Here is a 17,613-nt window from a genome sequence, read left to right on the forward strand (position 1 = left end):
GAGGAATACCTTATTGGGCGCGGGCCTCCACTTGGCACAACACTTGCTGTCGACATGCCAGCAGCGCGTGACCGGAGCGCCGCGATGGGAGAAGCGCGGGAAGGGAGGAGGCCCCACCCCGATCCGGTCAGGGAGAGAAAAGCTGTTGGCTCCACCAATCCGAAGCGCGGGTCCCGTGCCCCGCAAGGCCTTCTACGCCCAGCTCTACATTCAGGTGCTTACCGCCATCGCCCTCGGTGTCGCAGTTGGCTATTTCTACCCGGAGGTCGGCGAGAGCCTGAAGCCGCTCGGCGATGCTTTCATCAAGCTTGTCAAGATGATTATCGCGCCGGTGATCTTCCTAACCGTGACGACCGGCATTGCCGGCATGAATGACCTCAAGAAGGTCGGCCGGGTCGCCGGCAAGGCAATGATCTATTTCCTCACCTTCTCGAGCCTCGCATTGATTGTCGGTCTCATTGTCGCAAATGTCGTTCAGCCGGGTGCCGGCCTGAACATCGATCCGGCGTCGCTCGATGCCCAGGCCGTGAAGGGCTATGCCGCCAAGGTCCACGAGCAGTCGGTGACCGGCTTCTTGATGAACATTATTCCCTCGACGATCGTTAGTGCCTTCGCCGAAGGCGACATCATGCAGGTCCTGTTCTTCTCGGTGCTGTTCGGCATCGCCCTGGCGATGGTTGGCGACACGGGCAAGCCTGTGCTTTCTTTGCTTCAGGCGCTCCTCGCGCCGGTGTTCAAGCTGGTCGGCATTCTGATGAGGGCCGCGCCCGTCGGCGCTTTCGGCGCCATGGCCTTTACCATCGGCAAATATGGCATCGGTTCGGTGGCCAACCTCGCCATGCTGGTCGCCACGTTCTATTTCACCGCCTTCCTCTTCGTATTCGGGATTCTAGGCGTGGTCTGCCGATACAACGGCTTCTCGATCTTTTCTCTCGTGCGCTACATCAAGGAAGAGCTGCTGCTGGTCCTAGCAACGTCCTCCTCGGAGGCCGCGCTGCCTTCGCTCATCGCGAAGATGGAGAACGCCGGCGCGAAGCGTTCCGTCGTGGGTCTCGTCATCCCGACTGGATATTCCTTCAATCTGGACGGCACCAATATCTACATGACGCTCGCCGCCCTCTTCATCGCCCAGGCAACGAACACGCACTTGTCGATTCCCGATCAGATTTTCCTATTGCTTGTCGCGATGCTTTCCTCGAAAGGTGCCGCAGGTATAACAGGGGCCGGCTTTATCACCTTGGCTGCTACGCTCTCCGTAATACCAAGCGTTCCCGTTGCTGGGATGGCCCTCATCCTTGGCGTGGACCGCTTCATGTCCGAATGCCGAGCGCTGACGAACGTAATCGGCAATGCGGTGGCCTCGCTGGTTGTCGCCCGCTGGGAAGGCGAACTGGATGAAACGCGCATGAAAGCTGCCTTCTACGGGAGCTTGCCGAGAGATTAAACCGACCACGCGCCCCAGCAAGATTGCTGCAGCGCGACCAGCCAAGTCGCCGGCTCATCAGCCACCAAACAATCGGCTCGCCGGGTCTAAACAGCGGTTCGCGGGCCACAGATCAGAAGCATCAAATGCGGTGAGGACAAGAAACATGGACGCAATATGGAAACGGACCGCAGACCGAGACGCGCCCGGGTGCGCCTGGAGCGCTGATCAATGTATAGGCCGTCGATCGGGGAGGATGCCGAAATCACTTTGCCGCCCCAATCCGTCGCCGGCATGCACCGGATGACGGAGCGCCAGCCGATCAAAATCGGAGCGACGGCAAAGCGCCCTACAATTGCCGATCTCGCCCGCGAAGCGGGGGTGAGCGTGGCAACGGTCGATCGGGTGCTGAACGCTCGCCTTCCGGTGCGGGAGGAGACCGCGCGTCGCGTCCACCACGCGGCCCACGCGATCGGCTATCATGCTGCGGGACTTATCAAACAGCGCATGGGAAAGGACCTGCCCCGCTACCGGCTGGGCTTCATCTTGAGGAAACCGGCCCAGCATTTTTACCAGGAGTTCGCGCGCGAGGTCGAGGCGTCGGTCAGTTCGGCCCACTGCTTCCACGGCATTCCGCTCATCGAATTCGCGCCGTCACATTTGCCTGGCGATCTGACGGCACTGCTTAAGGATCTTGGTAGCCGATGCCACGCAATCGCCATGGTGGCGCCAGACCACCCGAAGATCACGGCAACAGTCGAGGAGCTCAAGGCGAAAGGCATCCCCGTCTTTTCGCTACTTTCTGACTTCGCCGCCGGCGTGCGCGAGGGCTACATAGGTCTCAACAACCGCAGCGTCGGTCGGACGGCAGCTTGGATGTTCTCCAAGGTCGCTAAACGGTCTGGCAAGGTGGCCGTGTTTGTCGGCAGCCACCGTTTCCAGGGTCATGTGCTGCGGGAAAGCGGGTTCCGTTCCTATTTCCGTGAGAACGAGCCAGCATTCGAGGTGCTGGATACGCTCGTCAATCTTGAGAAGCGACAGATCACCTACGAGGCGCTGCTGGATCTTATGCAGCGGGAACCTGAGCTCGTCGGCTTCTACATGGCCGGCGGTGGCATGGAGGGGGCTATCTCCGCGCTCCGGGAAGAGGGCAAAGGCCAGGATCTCGTCGCGATCGTGAATGAAATCACGCCGGAGTCGCGGGAGGCCCTCGCGGACGACATCATCACGATGGCGGTGGCGACGCCACTGCGCCGACTTTGCCAGGAGCTGATGTTGCTGATGGATCGCGCCATCAAGACCGGCACCGCGGAGACGCCGGGGCAGACATTTCTCCCGTTTGACATCTATCTGCCGGAAAACATCTGAAATGATGTGATCTATCGCCATGGCCGACATTCCTTTCATAAATGGCCGCGCAATCCACTCCATTCGGGACGGTATGCGCATTCAAATGAAGTGTACGCTCTGCTCATTCAGATCGAGGCCGGAGACGTGCTGGGGGATCTCCTCAATTCAATCACGTTAGATGAAGCTAAGCGTGAAGCTCTTACAAAGGAGCTTCGCTGTGGGAGCAGCGCTGCATTCGGCTGCATCCCTCACAAGCTGCTCGCGTCCGCCGATCGTTTGCTGGACGAAGCATAACGGGCCCACCAAAATGGCTCTTTCGCTTCATGCGGTGTTCCGAACAGGAGCGGTGCGTTGCCCAGAGTCGGACCGCTCACTAATGGTCGGGCGACGCCGACGCCGGTCGGGGGCAGTTTTGGCGCCGTTTTGCAGCAATGCTTGCTGATGGCTCAGCGAAGTCCCCCGTGATCGCCTGGCTGCCGGAGAGGCAACCAGGCGTGCGTCCTTCAGCATTCCCAAACCTGACCGTCGACATCAAGGCCATGATCGACTTTGAGAACGCGCCATCGATCGAACGCGAAAAGCGGGTTGGCAGGCTTTCAGGAGGAGGCGAACACAAGTGAAGCGGCTTGAAGCTCGGCGTGAAAGGGGAAATTTCCGGACATATCGTGAGCGTAGCAAACTCGCTCCCAAGAGGTATAGCGGCCCGGTAAAGGCTCGGGGAATTTATGCACTCCGCGGGCCACGAAAACGTCCTGCCCAGGGCAAGTCTATATTGGCTTTCCCGATTGCGCACGACGCCGCTGCGTGGCTCCGCAAAATTCACTCGGTCAGTACCGGGACGACGTTCCGACCAGGCGGCCGCCGCGGTACTCGTGAAAGAAGGGTCGCCCCAGCAACGACTGCGGCGACGAGTAGCTTCGGTCAGGCTCCGTTCTTGTCGAAGAAGCCTGTCATGCTCTGCCGCTGCCGGACGACGCTCGATGCGAGTTCGACTCGGCTCGTGCCCTCGCCTCTCCCCGCTCGCCAATTCTGCGCAGCTGTCCGTTCTTCGGCGCCAACCGATGTCGGTAATCAGCGGGCTAGCGTCGGTAGCACCGGCCTTCGGAGGTATGCCGTCCTGCACTGCCAGCGCAGACTGGATCGCAGCTCTTGAGCAGCTCCTTTCAGTTCGGATGCCAGCCGTCGCTCTACCATCGAAAACACGGGAGATAGCTTTTGCATGCTGCGGGAATCCACCACCTCCTCGGTCCCGAGATGGCATTGCATACTTGCTTTTAGGGGCTCATAGGAACTGGTCTGTTCCGGGGTGTGCGTCGCCAGCAGGGCTTGCTCGGGCGGTCCGATGCATATAGCTCGGCTACAGAAGAAGCGGCCAGACCTTCATTCGTCGTCTGCCGCGACTTCCTGCATAATTCGTGTTCAACAAGGAACGACCTATGAGGCGTCAGCCCCGAGCATTCACGGTGGAGATCAGACAGAAGCGCAGTTCTCAAAAACGGAGTCGTTCGATCTGGAGCGATGTCGATCTAACCGCAGCAATGGCCGAGACAACAAGGGAACTCGAGGAGATGGAGTTGCCAAATGGTCGCCCTGTTGACTCAAGTGTTGTAGCGCTTGATGCTGAACACATGCACAAACCGCGAGCGGAGTATCTCATGGCAAATCCCCTGGACGCAGAATCAGTAACAACTGCAACGCAACCGGCAGCCAAAGTAGAGAGGCCCCAAAAGAAGAAAGCCCAACGGTCGCCGAGAGCGAAGGCTGAGCCCAGGCCGCCTGCTCGGAAGAATGCGCCCAATGCGGCGTCTCAGGCGGAGGAAGCACCAGCAGCGACCGTGCGGACCGGACGTAAGGTCTACTCTGAAAAGGAGCGCGCCCAGATGCTCGCCCTGATACAGAAGTCTATCAGTGGCGGCGCCTCCCACAAGAGCGCCGTAAAGCAGGCCGGCATTTCAGAACAGACCTACTACCAATGGAAGAAAGCTGCGCTGCCTGCATCGGTTGGTGACGATCTGAAGGACCTCGTCGCGCTTGAGGAAGAAAACAAACGACTGAAGAGCCTGCTCGCGGAACGCCTGCGCAAGGAGAACGCGGAACTGAAGAGGAAGCTGGGGTTTTAATAACGCTGAATCGCAGATCGGAGCGCCAGAATTCTTGTCCCACGCGCTATCCGAGAGCGCATAGCTACGGGTCTGGCATCGGCACTTCTGGTCGGAGGAAGCGGTCGTCGGTGATCCCGGAGAGGCCGCCGAGGTGAAGCAGCAGCGGCGCGACCGCGGTCCTAGAAAAAGATCACCTCAGGACCACCTGCGGTTGGCTTCGCGCACTCGCCCTTTGTCCGCCGTCAGTTGCTCTTCGTCCGAAAATTCCGATAGTCCGCCGCCCTCAGCATCAGATCCAACCTTCGCCTTGCGGGCCCATCGAACGGCCGCGGCCGCCCAAGGCAGTCCAATGGCCAGTGTTGACAATGGTGATCCGGCAAGCATCTGCATGAGCGGGACACAGGAGCGATCTCGAATGACTTCTCCGCTCAATTTGCCTACGCGCCTTAGACCGGCACTCGCGCCAGTAGCCCGTGTCGGATGAGATCGATGCTGGCGGCAAATGCGCCTGCAGAGTCATTCAATGCGTGGACTTCCTCGACGAGCTCAAGAGAAAAGGGACCCGTATAGCCGCCATCAAGTAGCGCCCGGATCTGGCTGCAATTGTCGGAACCTCCCAGGAGGCGATCCGGGTGAACCCACAAGGTTGGATCGTTTATGCCTGAAATGTGCACGAGACCGGTCAGATCGCAGAAGAAGGACGTCTCGCCGGCGAGTGTGTGGTGGAATGTATCGTGCACAAGCCGGAAGACGGACTGGCCATCAACCCAGGCAATGGCGTTAGCCGCTTCGTTCTTCGACCGAAGCGAGGAGGTCTGGAAGCCAAGCGGTTCGATGAGCCCAATCAGACCCCGAGACTGAAGTATCGGCTTGAGCGTCTTCAAGACGACGCGGAGATTGCCATTGCGCTCGCCATTGGCGGACCACGAACCGTCGTTCACCGGCACTAGCATGAGCGCCTGGGCGCCACAGGCGGCCGCATAATCGGCGAGCTTGCTGGCCTCGGCCTTGCGGGCGGGAGTCCATTCGTTGAACCGCTGTAGGGCGTTGACTGAGATGATCGTGACGCCCGCTTCGGCAGCGGCAGACCGAACATCCGCCGGCGGCTTGCCGCGCACAACAGCCTTACTGCAGGGATTATTCCGGATTTGCACGTCGGTCAGACCCAGATCGCGGGCGAGCGCGAAGAACGTCCTGACGTCAAGCCCGGGCGTCGCCATGTGGTCGAGTGCAAACCGAAGTGGCGCCTGGCGCACGGAGTGGCTTTCCTTCATGAAAGCGGCCGCCATTCTCGGCTGACTGGCTTCTGCCGTTTGTTGATTTATGAGGCCGAAATGATCGGCATAGGAAGGCGAGTCAATCGAACTGACCCGCTCTTTATTCACACGATTGTGCTTCATTGTGAGCCGACTTTCACGCAACGGATACTACCGCGCCTCTTGAGAACATTGATCTGCTAGGCGAAATGACCGAGGATCGATCGAGGCTATCCAGCTGCTTCCGCAGAGTAGGCGCCAACCCGGAAAGATGCTGAACCGATCCGGAGCCAAACTGATGTGGCAGGCTGCTTCTTCGTAGCGAGGCCGATGCCCAGCGCGATCATAGCGCCTCCCTTACAGGTCGGCACAACCTTCCCGGTTCCCCGTTTGGCCGCATACCACTCCGGGTCACGTAAGCATCCGGCCCCATGAAGATGGCCAAGCCATCGCTCAGTAGCGGAACACGGCATTTCCGATTGGCCTTCGCGAGCTGGCCGCAGATCACGCCGTGCTCGCCCTCGCTTTCATCAAGCAAGAAGGGCAGTGACGAGGCGAAAAGTCATTGGGTCGTGGCAGTGACGAAGTTCGCCAGCGGCGCTGCGCGGATGCTCGCTCGCAGGAAATCAATATCATCAACTCAGAAGGCCGGAGGGGTGTACATCGGGGGAACTCCTTGTGTGCGTTGCAGGTCAGATACTTGCAATCTGGCCCTCTGGAAACAGCCAGTTCGTTGCAATTGAAGCCGTCCAGTTGGTGAAGTGGCATGGCGGGGGATCATCGGGCTAACAATTTGGCGGTCCAACAATGAGGCCCTCCACGACTTCTGCGCCCCCGACATCTCTTGGCTTAGCCCAACCGTCCGTGGCCCCGCCGTCGCCAGCGTAGCGCTACCCGATCGAGTTGCCGGCGATAAAGATAGAATCAGGGGCAGCCTTGCTGGCGGCCCTGATGGGGTGCTGTTGAAGACACCTACCCGTAGATGGCGCATCTCGTGCGGCTCGTTCAAGGGAAGGAGGAGCGGCCAGTGCATTATGGCCCACGGTCACAACGAGCGCATGCTGCTGCCGATCGAGCGTGGTACGGCGCACGGTGCCGTGATGCCATGCTGTCGGCCGGCCGGCTCAGCCAACTGCGCTACTGATGGAAGGTCGGGCGGCAGCAGGGCGTCGCCGCGGTGGCTGGCTGTTCCCGGGGCAGCACGCGATTACCCGACGCTGCAGATCCATCGGATTGTCGCCGAGACTGCAAAAGCGCCAACACCGTCAAGGGGCCTGGCCGGCACACGCTGCGTCACAGCTTCGCCACGCCTGGAGGCCGGCGTCGACGTCGGAGTTACCCGGGTCCTGCTGGGAGACGCAAGCTCGACACACGGCCCTCTACGCAAGCTCAACCCGCAGATATGCTGCAGGCCAGTCCGCGAGAACTTAGCCTTTCGAGGAGGCGGAGAGCTCGCCCGACGGGTGAGCGTGCGGCGACTCGAGCGAGATCGCCGATATGCTCCGTGCTGCCCGGCCTGCCTATCAGGTCGCGCATGCAGGCCAGCTCAGCCTCGGCAGCTCAAGGTCATGTCGGCGATCGAGCACTGCCGCACGGCAGGCGTACGCGGCCAACGGCGGATCGGGCACAACTGCCGTGGTCATCACACACGTCGATGAGGTAGGCGGAAATAAATCGTCATCCGCATCCCCCCTCGGCGGAGAGCCACGAGTCTGCCCAAGCATGGCAGATGTCTCGCGACCGCTTCGATCCGAATTCCATCCGGCTTTTCGCCACGAGATGTTATGCTGGCTCGGAGTGCCAAGACTGAAGCTCGCCCCGGAGCGTCTGACGTCGAGATTGATCAAAGCAGCAACCCGAAGAGGTGCGCAATCTTTGGACCGTGGCTACACTGGGTCGATTCGAATTATGAATGCGGTGCACCTTCCGCTGGCCTGCTGAGTACGAAATGGCCAGAGGCGTTACCTCCTATCGACCTTCGCAGCCCCAGGAGACCCGCTGGCAAAGGAACGCAGACTGCTTGCGAGTGCACCGATCATCATCGGGGCGGGCACGTTCCTCAACCGACCCGCCTGTCGAGACTAGCGACTGAGGCTTTAGCGGTGGTGATTTCCTGCTTGTAGACCTTACACCCTGGTGCCAGCTCTCTCAGACCGCTCACGAGCATCTTAGCCGCCTGCTCGAGCGCCTCTTCCGGCATCGCTGCCAAGCTTTCCAAAATAAACCACATGCGGCCGCCCACGGTCTCCAACCGGGTGCGCGTGCCCTGCCGCCAGTTCCAGCGGCGACATGTAGCTCCCAGATCGTCGCGCCAGATGACCTCCCCCTTGGAAGCACTTTCGACGACCGCTTCCCCATTCAAAACAGTGTGGAAGGACTCCGTTCCTACGGCAATCGTCAGCCGCGGTTTGCCGACATATGCATCGAAATTTTCGCCGCCAATGGGTATTGAGAAACGCAGGCTCACTGCATTGTAGAGGTCAACGACAGGATTTATTGGTGGGATGCGGCCATCCTTCTCCACCCGTTTTTTCAATGCCTGCGCCGAGCACGGCGTCCGGTTTGGTTTCGCGCCGAACCGGACGTATGCCTCCGCCCAATTGGCCAAGTGCGCTTCTCCCCAGGCCGGTCCCCCCGCTCGGGCGAAATCGCAAGCCTCTCCCAACACGTCCCGAGCCATGACGCCTCGCGCACTGTCCTCTGCATCAACAAGAATGCTGATTGCGCGAAAGTCAGGTGCGATCTCTGCTATTTCTTCGTCGATCAGCGGAAAATCCAACAACGCTTCCTCCTTTAAGCCGGCCGCGACGGTGCCTTGCTTCCACCGGATTTGACAGTATCCTCAAGAATTCCTTTCCCGAAATCGACCAGGACTGGCCGACAGAGCCAGTCCTGGCAAGTCTTGCTGATTCAGTCTGCGATCAATGCCGGCGCGACTCTGGGGTCACGAGCCAGGCCCGCTCGCTGTCAGGGCGGGTATTGAGCATCTTGCCGACTCTTGGGCAAAGTTTCTTACCCGTTGGATAGCTCCAGTAAGGAGCCGAACCCCATTCTCGATCTGCCGAATGGTCAGGGCGGAATAGCCCATCACCAGTCCAATCCGGTCAGCACGGCCTTCATCTCGGATGTACAGCGATGAAATCGGATGGATGCCAACCCCGACCCGCCGCGCCTCTTCAACCAGGACGTCCTCCAGCGACCGAGAAAGATCCTTGAACCAGACGACGACATGCAGCCCTGCATCGGCCCCCTCGATGGCAATGCTGTCTGCGAACGCGCGTCGAAGGACGGCAAGCAGTGCCTCTCGCCGCTCGCCGTTAAGACGGCGGACGCGGCGCACATGGCTTTCATAACCACCGCTCTCGATGAGTGAGGCCAGGGCCTCCTGTTCCGCGACCGGAGAATGCCTGTCGAGAAGCTGCTTGGCCATCGCAAAGACGTCTTGCAACTCGGCCGGAACCACCAGGTAGCCGATGCGCAGCATCGGCGACAGTGTCTTGGAGATCGTGCCAACATAGATTACGGAACTGCGGTCTTCCAGCTTATGCAGCGGGGGCACCGGTCGAATGTCGTACCGGTACTCGCCATCGTAATCGTCCTCGATAATATAGGCGTCATTGCGCCGAGCCCATTCGAGGAGCTGATACCGCCGCGAAATCGACAAGACGGCGCCGAGCGGGAACTGGTGCGACGGGGTGACATAGGCCAGCCGCGCTGGGATCTCCTGCAGCAGCTCGGTCTTCATGCCCTCGCTATCGACGGCGACAGCGACGGGCGTGGCTCCTGTGCTGGCAAAGACTTGGCGCGCCATTCTATAGCAGGGATCCTCGATCACGAAGCTGTCAGAAGGATCGAGCAGCAGGCGCGCGCACATATCGAGGCACTGCTGTGATCCGCTGACGACGAGGATCTGCTCGACCTGGCAGCTAAGCGCTCGGGCACGCCACAAATATCCCTGCAGCGCCTGGCGCAAGCGATGCGAGCCGCGTGGATCGTGATAGGCCAGCCTTCCGGGGCTTTGTGACATCGCCGCGTTCATCGCACGCTTCCACGTCAGCGCCGGGAAATCAGATGGGGCGAGGTCGCCATAACGGAAATCGACCTTGAGGCGGTTGGGGAGGTAATCGCGCCGTGGCGGACTGGCGCGCAGTCGCTCGCCGTAACAGGAAAGGTGGATCGGGCCAGTCCGTTTCGGCACCGCGCTGGTCTCTTTACTTCGGACTAGCGAAGAGGCAACGCGAGGTCTTGCGCCTTGAATGACCTCGATGAAACCTTCGGCGACCAGCTGATCATACGCCACGGTGACCGTGGTTCGCGACACACCGAGTTCATTTGCGAGGCCGCGTGACGACGGCAGCTGGCTGCCCGTTTCATAGATCCCACCCAGGATCTGCTCGCGAAGAGCTTCGCAGATCTGGCGCGCGCCGAGACCTTGCGAGCGAGCTGTCGACGCTTCAGGAGAAGGCTGGACCATTTCTTTCATCGCCAACTGGACGTTCCATCTGAGTTAGTGTGACGGCATTGTCCCCGAAATCAAGAGGATTAAAGCCGATGACCAGCGCCGAAGATCAGCTTGAAGCCGAGGCAACATCAACGCCGTCCCGGAACGACGTCGGTCTCGCATTCGCCACCCGGGCAATCCATCATGGCTACGATCCGGCCGGCTTTTCCAATTCCGTTCAGACGCCGGTGTTTCTTACATCGACCTATGGATTTGAAAGCGTTGCAGCAAACGAAGCCGTCGCAGCGCTTGGCGGAAGGCTCTACGCACGCGAATACAACCCGACCACCGAGATCCTCGAGAAGCGGCTCGCCAATCTCGAAGGAGCCGAAGCTGGGCTGGTACTCGCCTCGGGGATCGCCGCCTTCGGCACGCTGATCCTTTCGCTGCTTTCGCAAGGTGACGAACTCATTGTCCACAAGACACTCTATTCGAATACGCTCGCCATGGTCGAGCAGGGGCTGCCGCAGTTTGGCATCAAGGTCGTTGCCGTCGACCTGTCGAATCCGAGCAATCTCAATGGCGCCATCACTGACAGGACCCGGCTCGTGTTCTTCGAGACGCCAATCAACCCGCTGAGCCGTATCCTCGACATCGCTGCCATTGCCGAACACGCCCATTCTCGCGGCGTGAAGGTCGCCGTCGACAGCACCTTCGCCTCGCCCGCCCTCCAGCGTCCGCTGGAACTCGGAGCCGACATCGTGATCCATTCGCTGACCAAGTACATCAATGGCCATGGCGATGCTCTGGGCGGTGTGATACTGGGCGATGCGAAAACACTGCACCTGCTGCGCGAAACTGGCCTGCGCTATCTCACCGGGGCAGCGCTCTCGCCCATGTCGGCGTTCCTGATTTTGCGCGGGTTGAAGACACTCACGTTGCGTATGGAGCGTCACAGTGTCTCTGGGCTTGCGGTCGCTCAGGCGCTCGAGGCGCACCCGGCTGTGGCTTGGGTTAGCTATCCATTTCTCGGCTCTCATCCCGACCATGAGATCGCGCGCAGACAGATGTCGCAAGGCTCGGGCATGTTGGCTCTCGGCCTCCAAACGGGGTTCGAGGGCGCGCGCCGTATGATGGACCGGCTCAAGCTGATCATCAGGGCGGTCAGCCTCGGCGACGCTGACAGTCTCATCTATCATCCGGCATGCCTGACCCGCTCGCGCAAGTCAATCCGCAAGGACGCGCATTTGCCTGACGGAGTCGGCGACGACCTCATGCGTCTGTCGGTAGGGCTCGAAGACGCCGCCGATTTGATCGCGGATCTAGAGCAGGCGCTGGACGGGGTCTGATGCCCAACGCTTCACCCAATGTAACAACGGGAGCTTCAGCATGGCTTTCCTGAGCGGCCTTTCGGCCTTCCCAATAACGCCAAGCGACAGTGACGGCGGCGTCGATGTCCTAGCGCTTCGAAAGCTGATAGCGCGGCTTTGCGCAGCAAAGGTGGATTCCATCGGCCTGCTCGGTAGCACCGGCACCTACATGTATCTGTCGCGCGCGGAACGCCGCCGGGCGATTTGCCAGGCGCTGGACGAGACGCGTGGACGAGTCCCGCTCGTGGTGGGCGTGGGCGTTTTGCGCACCGATGAAGCGGTACACTATGCAAGCGATGCCAAGGCCCTTGGCGCAGCCGCGGGGTTGCTCGCGGCTGTTTCCTACACCCCGCTCACTGACGACGAGGTTTTCGAGCATTTTTCGACAGTGGCGCGCGAAAGCGGCCTGCCGATCGTGATCTACGACAATCCTGCAAACACGCATTTTCGCTTCACGCCAGCGCTCATCGAGCGTCTGGGACAGCTGCCTGAGATCCTCGCTATTAAAAACTCAGCCGACCGGGGCGATGCTATCAAAGGCCAACTTGCGCACCAGAAAAAAATTGTGCCGAAAGGATTCTCGATCGGCTACCGCGGCGACTGGAACGCCACCGAGGCCCTGATCGCCGGCGCCGATACATGGTACAGCGTCCTCGGTGGCATCTTGCCCGACCCCTGCCTGAGGATGGTCAGAGCCGCTCAGCACGGCGACCACGCAGAAGCACACCGGATCGACGCCACCCTGGCCCCGGTGTGGGAGCTTTTCAAGACGTTCTCGAGCCTTCGCGTCGTCTACGCAATCGCCGAGCTCCTCGAAATCTGTTCCGCCGAGCCCCCACGGCCAATCAAGCCGCTTTCCGCTGCGGCGAAGGGCCAGCTCGCCGGCGTCTTGGACCGTCTAGGATCAGGTGTCGGATCGTAAGCCGCGCGACTTCATATTTCCGAGGGAAAAATGTACGCACCGACCCTTTCGATGACTAGCCGAGATGTTCTCCATAATCTGATCGGGAACAATGCGCGCGGCGTGCTGATCACCGATGGATCGACAGGCCTCGACGCCAATCACGTCCTCGTCAACGTGTTCGATTGGCAGAACGTCTTATCGGCGAGGGAGGTAGGCGTCCGGGGCCGCCAACGCCTACATTTCTCCGGAAGAGTGTGCAGGCCAGACGACTTCCACTCGAAGCATCAAAGCCTTGATGCGCTAACAGCATTCAATCGCTGCGCAGGATCTTTGCTTCAAGCGCGGCTGCCACAAAAGCCCTTCGGGCAGCTGGTGGATGGGCCTCACCACGCAATACTTGCAGACAAGCGTCCATCGCTACCCTCCGTTTCTCGGTCCGATGATGAAGGGCACGGATCAGGATAGCGGCCGCCTGGTTGACATCGAATACGATACGCTCAGAACTCTGGCGGCCAACCTGAACAACGACCGCCCTCTCAAATCTGTGCAAGCCGGTCATCTCTCCGCCCCCCAAGGCGATCATCCGTCAATAGGGCCCAGCTCGTCTTCTTTGCCGAGCCGACACTGCATCTGTGAGCCGAGACAGCTAACCTCACACGCGCTTAGCCGCTCTGTCCCGCTGCCGATCTGCAGGCGGGATCCATCGGTTGTCGGAGGTTGTTCCTCCAACATGGCGGCGCGATTCAAAAAGCCGAATAGGCCTTTTGGGCGCTGCCCTCGCCATCGAAAATCTTGTCGATGACCTAAAGAGTAGCTTGATCAGGGAAGGCTCGCTTGTAGCGCGACCACCTTCGTGCTCAGCACGCGCGGTGCCGAGGGAGCGCGGCACCTCCCGTGGCGCGGGTGATGTGTGACCGTGCAGATCCCTGCCCAGCGCTTGCAGTGGCCAGCCCTTCTACAGTGCCGCACAGCGCTGCCTCGCAATTCTGGTGATTTTTGCGTGTCAGCCATTTTGTTCTAGATCGCGCGGCAGACCTTATCATTCATCGCGCGGATGCATCACATCCAAACAATCTAATTTACCGGTTTCTTATGATCCTGCATAGCGCGACATCAAAACCCACGACCATGTTTTCCAGCCGTTTTCTGCGGTTGCTCTAGGTCACCTCGACAAGGATCTGCTATGCGCATTTGCGGTATCAAGCTGACGCACGACGGGGGAATTGCTGTCGTGGAAGACGGCAGATTAGTCTTTTGCATTGAGCAGGAGAAGCTCGACAATAACCCACGATACCAACATATCGAGCGGCTTGAGACGGTCGTCGCCGTTTTGGCGGAAAACGGGCTTGCTCCGCGCGATATCGACCGGTTCGTTATTGACGGATGGGACGGTGAAATCCAGTCAGAATTCCAGGTTCTGAGTAATGGCTCCCCTATCACTCTCAACGGCGCGCCATATGTGGAGCGGGACGCCGAAAATCCCCTGACAGCCTATCAAGGTTCCGGTCTCATGCTCGACAGTGGGGTATGTTCTTATGAAAGCTACCCGCATGTTGTTGGGCACGTGGCTTCCGCATACTGCACCAGCTCATTCGCCAAAGCTGAGGAACCGGCATTTTGTCTGGTATGGGACGGCTGCATCTTTCCGCGGCTTTACTACGTCGAGCCAAGTGGAGTCCGATTTGTTGGGTGCCTGTTTCCGATGATAGGCCATGCCTATGCGGCCGCGGGCCAACATTTCGGTCCTTACAGGCGAGAACTGCGGACTGGCTGGAATCTCGGTATCGCCGGCAAGTTGATGGCCTATATTGCGCTCGGAGTGGTCCATGAACACATCGTGAATGTGTTTCAGGAGCTTTACGACGACCATTTTGCCTGGGATACGGACCTTGCTTTTGGCTACGGGAACAACAGCCACAGCGAAGACGCGTTACTCACGGCTGTGCACGACTTCTTCGATGCAAGCGCGTCGCGGCTAATCCCCGAAACGCCCGAGGACATACTTGCTTCGTTCCATGCCTTCGTGGAGCGTCTTCTCGTCCGGGGGATGACAAGGGCGCTGCGTGGGTACTCAGTCCCCAAAACCCGAAACCTGTGCATAGCCGGCGGATGCGGGCTGAACATCAAATGGAACAGCGCTCTTCGGGCGAGCGGTTTGTTCGACGCAGTCTGGGTGCCTCCGTTTCCAAACGACAGCGGATCGGCGATCGGTGCCGCTTGCTGCGCGCTGGCCGCCGACAAGGGTTTCGTGCATCTCGACTGGTCAGTCTACAGCGGGCCAAATGTGAGCCATGGCAAGGTTCCGCCTGGTTGGCAATCTGCTGCTTGCAGCCTGAAAGAACTTGCCAGCGTGCTCGCCGACAACAAGCCTGTGGTGTTCCTTGCAGGTCGCGCAGAGCTTGGTCCACGTGCTTTGGGAGGCAGAAGCATCCTGGCGGCCGCAACTTCGCCGGAAATGAAGGACCATCTCAACAAAATCAAAGTTCGAGAGCACTTCCGACCGGTAGCGCCAATATGCTTGGAGGATCGTGCACCTGACATGTTTGATCCCGGCACGCCGGATCCTTACATGCTGTTCGATCACCAAACCCGTTCGGAGTGGAAAGAAAAAATCCCGGCGGTCGTCCATCTCGACGGGACTGCGCGACTTCAGACAGTTTCGAGAACTTCTGAACACCCAATTGCAGAACTTCTGATAGAATATGAGAAACTCACGGGCATTTCGCTGCTCTGCAACACGAGTGCAAATCTCAATGGACGTGGTTTTTTTCCGGATGCGGCTGCCGCCTGTGAGTGGGGATGCGTAGACCACGTTTGGTGCGATGGGTTGCTGTTGACCAAGACAGGTGCAGGTCAATTCGAGGGCTGAGCGGCGGGCTGTAACGAACTTGAGTTACCGCGCTCTAGCGCTGCAATCGCCGGCAGCATAGCTGAGGGAGCCGGATAATGCGGGTGTGTGCGGTTACGGCCCTTGAAGCTGCCCTGATCTGACGAACGAATCTGATCGTCATGGCCGATAAAGCGCCGAGACTGTGCTGTTGAGCTGGCAAGCACGCGAATGCTTTTGCTTAGCGATGTGAATGGAGGGTTCGAACACCAGGGCCTGCACGGCCCTGCCGACCGGCATGCCATTCGTCTGCTGCGGTGGTGGCAAGCTTGAGCGAATTAGCTGTTTGAGCTCCTTCTGCCAACGGAATCCCGCATTGCCTGCGCCAGCCGCGTTAATCCCTGGGAGCGTCCGCCTTGCCGTCCGCGACTTTGCTCAGCACCGAACCACTCCGCCATGGCGCCGGGCATGTGGCCGACCACGTTGACCCCGACACCCTCCGTCAGTGTCAGCAAGTCGGAGTAGAGGTCCACATTCTCGAGCACGCTCCTTGCAGGACCCATAAGTGCGAGATCGGTTGCAGCAACCCGATGCCGAAGGGCACAATTGCCAGCGCACGGTCCTGGTGCCGTCGCGGGGTCACTGCCGGTTCTTCTGACCGCCCGCGTCGTGCTCGGAATAGCGCTCGGAGGCTTCTGGTCGATGTCGGCAGCGTTGGCGATGCGGCTCGTTCCAGGTCACCTCCTGCGGCGCGCCATGTCGATTATCCTCACCGGCGTACCGTCGGTCCAATCGGCGCCTATGTCGGCGACGTCTGGGGGTGGCGAAGCGCCTTCATGATCGCTGCAGTCTTCGGCGCGTTACACTGGTAGTGCAACTCACGGCTTTTCCGAGGCTGCCTCCGATTGGAGCGGCCAGCTTCCGCAGTCTGCTGGATGTGGCCAAGAATCCGATGATCAAAGTCGCGATTTTGGTCGTCCTGCTGGTCGCTTCCGGGCACTTCGCCGGCTCCATCTATATCCGCGACTTCCTTGAGAATGTTCCCGCGCTCAACATCGAGACGATCTCGCTCGTGTTGCTCGCCATTGTCATCGGCGGCTTCTTCGGCAATTTGGCCGGCGGATCTTGGCCGAGCACAGCCTCAAGGCAGTCGCGGCCCTGCCGCCCCTGCTCATAGCGATGGCCGCTGTCTCGCTGCTGACGTTGGAAGCATCGGCCTGGGCCTCGGCGGTTGCGGTACCGTATGGGGCTTGCCTTCGGCGCGGTGCCGGTGGGACTGCAGAAAATGCATGGTGCTGCGCGCCGCTCCCGAGCAGGCCGAAAGCGCCGGTGGGCTGATGGCCGCAACGTTCCAAGTGCCATCGCCACCGGCGCGATTTTCGGCGGACTGCTGGTGGACAATACCGGCGTTGCTAGTGCCTTTGCCTACAGCGCCGTTGCCTCGTTCCTCGCTGCCCTGACAGTGTTCTTGCTCGGACCGATTTGCGAACCCTAGAGCACCTGACACAGGCCAGTGCAGCACGGCGAAAGATGCAATCGCATCAGCCGCGCGGTGCGATCCTGCTCACGATTTTTTGGCGGTTGCAGCCATCGTCTCCGCGCGATCGCACGTTGTTGTCCGGTCGATTTCGACCAGCGGCGGCGTTTTGAATGATGGTGCCGACGAGAGAAGCTAAGAGTGCCGGACCGAAGCGGACCGCCTCGCCGTCGACCGCTCGCCTCGTACGGCTATTAAATACAAGGGCGAACCCGTGCTTGATCCGTGTGAGGCGGCTTTTCCATGCCTCCGGGCCGAATCAGCTTTTGAAATCATTGCATTCCCGGCAATTGGGCGCGGTGCATAGGGTAGACCTTCAGACTCGCACAGCCTGCGGCAAAAGTACTTCTTCCACTTCATGGTTTTGGTGTTGCCGGCTATCAGCATCGGAAATCAGCACCAC

11 protein-coding genes and 3 pseudogenes are annotated in these 17,613 nt (G+C 59.9%); 8 read left to right on the forward strand and 6 right to left on the reverse strand.

Annotation, left to right across the window (positions count from 1 at the left end):
• Window positions 1-142 precede the first annotated feature (142 nt).
• The 4 genes from AC0NIE_RS33500 (at window position 143) to AC0NIE_RS33515 (ending at window position 4,893) form a co-directional block, all read left to right on the forward strand.
• On the forward strand, window positions 143-1,444 hold the full coding sequence (locus AC0NIE_RS33500) for a dicarboxylate/amino acid:cation symporter (RefSeq protein ID WP_473489085.1): 1,302 nt from the start codon (window positions 143-145) through the stop codon (window positions 1,442-1,444).
• Between the two features lie 282 nt (window positions 1,445-1,726).
• Window positions 1,727-2,791, forward strand: coding sequence for a LacI family DNA-binding transcriptional regulator (locus AC0NIE_RS33505; protein WP_473489084.1), 1,065 nt, complete (start codon window positions 1,727-1,729; stop codon window positions 2,789-2,791).
• A 443-nt stretch (window positions 2,792-3,234) separates the two neighbouring features.
• Window positions 3,235-3,393: a hypothetical protein gene (locus tag AC0NIE_RS33510; RefSeq protein ID WP_473489066.1), complete on the forward strand. Its 159-nt coding sequence runs from the start codon at window positions 3,235-3,237 to the stop codon at window positions 3,391-3,393.
• A gap of 816 nt (window positions 3,394-4,209) precedes the next feature.
• On the forward strand, window positions 4,210-4,893 hold the full coding sequence (locus AC0NIE_RS33515) for a transposase (protein ID WP_473480646.1): 684 nt from the start codon (window positions 4,210-4,212) through the stop codon (window positions 4,891-4,893).
• Between the two features lie 428 nt (window positions 4,894-5,321).
• Here the strand turns inward: AC0NIE_RS33515 and AC0NIE_RS33520 are convergent, their stop codons facing one another.
• The 4 genes and pseudogenes from AC0NIE_RS33520 to pdxR form a co-directional block, all read right to left on the reverse strand.
• Window positions 5,322-6,164: a TIM barrel protein gene (locus AC0NIE_RS33520; RefSeq protein ID WP_473489083.1), complete on the reverse strand. Its 843-nt coding sequence runs from the start codon at window positions 6,162-6,164 to the stop codon at window positions 5,322-5,324.
• Window positions 6,165-6,493: 329 nt separating this feature from the next.
• A pseudogene (locus AC0NIE_RS33525) lies at window positions 6,494-6,762 on the reverse strand (FMN-binding negative transcriptional regulator); the annotation flags it as partial.
• 1,428 nt (window positions 6,763-8,190) lie between these two features.
• Window positions 8,191-8,913: a B3/B4 domain-containing protein gene (locus tag AC0NIE_RS33530; protein ID WP_473480648.1), complete on the reverse strand. Its 723-nt coding sequence runs from the start codon at window positions 8,911-8,913 to the stop codon at window positions 8,191-8,193.
• A 162-nt stretch (window positions 8,914-9,075) separates the two neighbouring features.
• The gene (gene pdxR / locus AC0NIE_RS33535) at window positions 9,076-10,614 is read right to left on the reverse strand and encodes a MocR-like pyridoxine biosynthesis transcription factor PdxR (protein ID WP_473489082.1); all 1,539 of its coding nucleotides are present in this window, start codon (window positions 10,612-10,614) and stop codon (window positions 9,076-9,078) included.
• 68 nt (window positions 10,615-10,682) lie between these two features.
• Here pdxR and AC0NIE_RS33540 point away from each other — a divergent pair, with 68 nt between their 5' ends.
• Both AC0NIE_RS33540 and AC0NIE_RS33545 read left to right on the forward strand, forming a co-directional pair.
• Window positions 10,683-11,921, forward strand: coding sequence for a trans-sulfuration enzyme family protein (locus tag AC0NIE_RS33540; protein WP_473489065.1), 1,239 nt, complete (start codon window positions 10,683-10,685; stop codon window positions 11,919-11,921).
• Between the two features lie 40 nt (window positions 11,922-11,961).
• Window positions 11,962-12,864 carry a dihydrodipicolinate synthase family protein gene (locus AC0NIE_RS33545; RefSeq protein ID WP_473489064.1) on the forward strand — a complete coding sequence of 301 codons (903 nt, stop codon included), beginning with the start codon at window positions 11,962-11,964 and terminating at the stop codon, window positions 12,862-12,864.
• A gap of 292 nt (window positions 12,865-13,156) precedes the next feature.
• On the opposite strand, the gene AC0NIE_RS33550 is transcribed toward AC0NIE_RS33545, so the two are convergent.
• The gene (locus tag AC0NIE_RS33550; RefSeq protein WP_473613738.1) at window positions 13,157-13,429 is read right to left on the reverse strand and encodes a DUF982 domain-containing protein; all 273 of its coding nucleotides are present in this window, start codon (window positions 13,427-13,429) and stop codon (window positions 13,157-13,159) included.
• Window positions 13,430-14,029: 600 nt separating this feature from the next.
• Between AC0NIE_RS33550 and nodU the strand changes: the two genes are divergently transcribed.
• Together nodU and AC0NIE_RS33560 are read left to right on the forward strand one after the other, a co-directional pair.
• Window positions 14,030-15,715: a nodulation protein NodU gene (gene nodU / locus AC0NIE_RS33555; protein WP_473489062.1), complete on the forward strand. Its 1,686-nt coding sequence runs from the start codon at window positions 14,030-14,032 to the stop codon at window positions 15,713-15,715.
• Between the two features lie 591 nt (window positions 15,716-16,306).
• Window positions 16,307-17,168, forward strand: a pseudogene (locus tag AC0NIE_RS33560) (MFS transporter); the annotation flags it as partial.
• Between the two features lie 301 nt (window positions 17,169-17,469).
• On the opposite strand, the pseudogene AC0NIE_RS33565 reads toward AC0NIE_RS33560, so the two are convergent.
• A pseudogene (locus tag AC0NIE_RS33565) lies at window positions 17,470-17,603 on the reverse strand (nitrogen fixation protein NifQ); the annotation flags it as partial.
• Window positions 17,604-17,613 lie beyond the last annotated feature (10 nt).

Source organism: Mesorhizobium sp. WSM4842 (genome assembly GCF_055901575.1).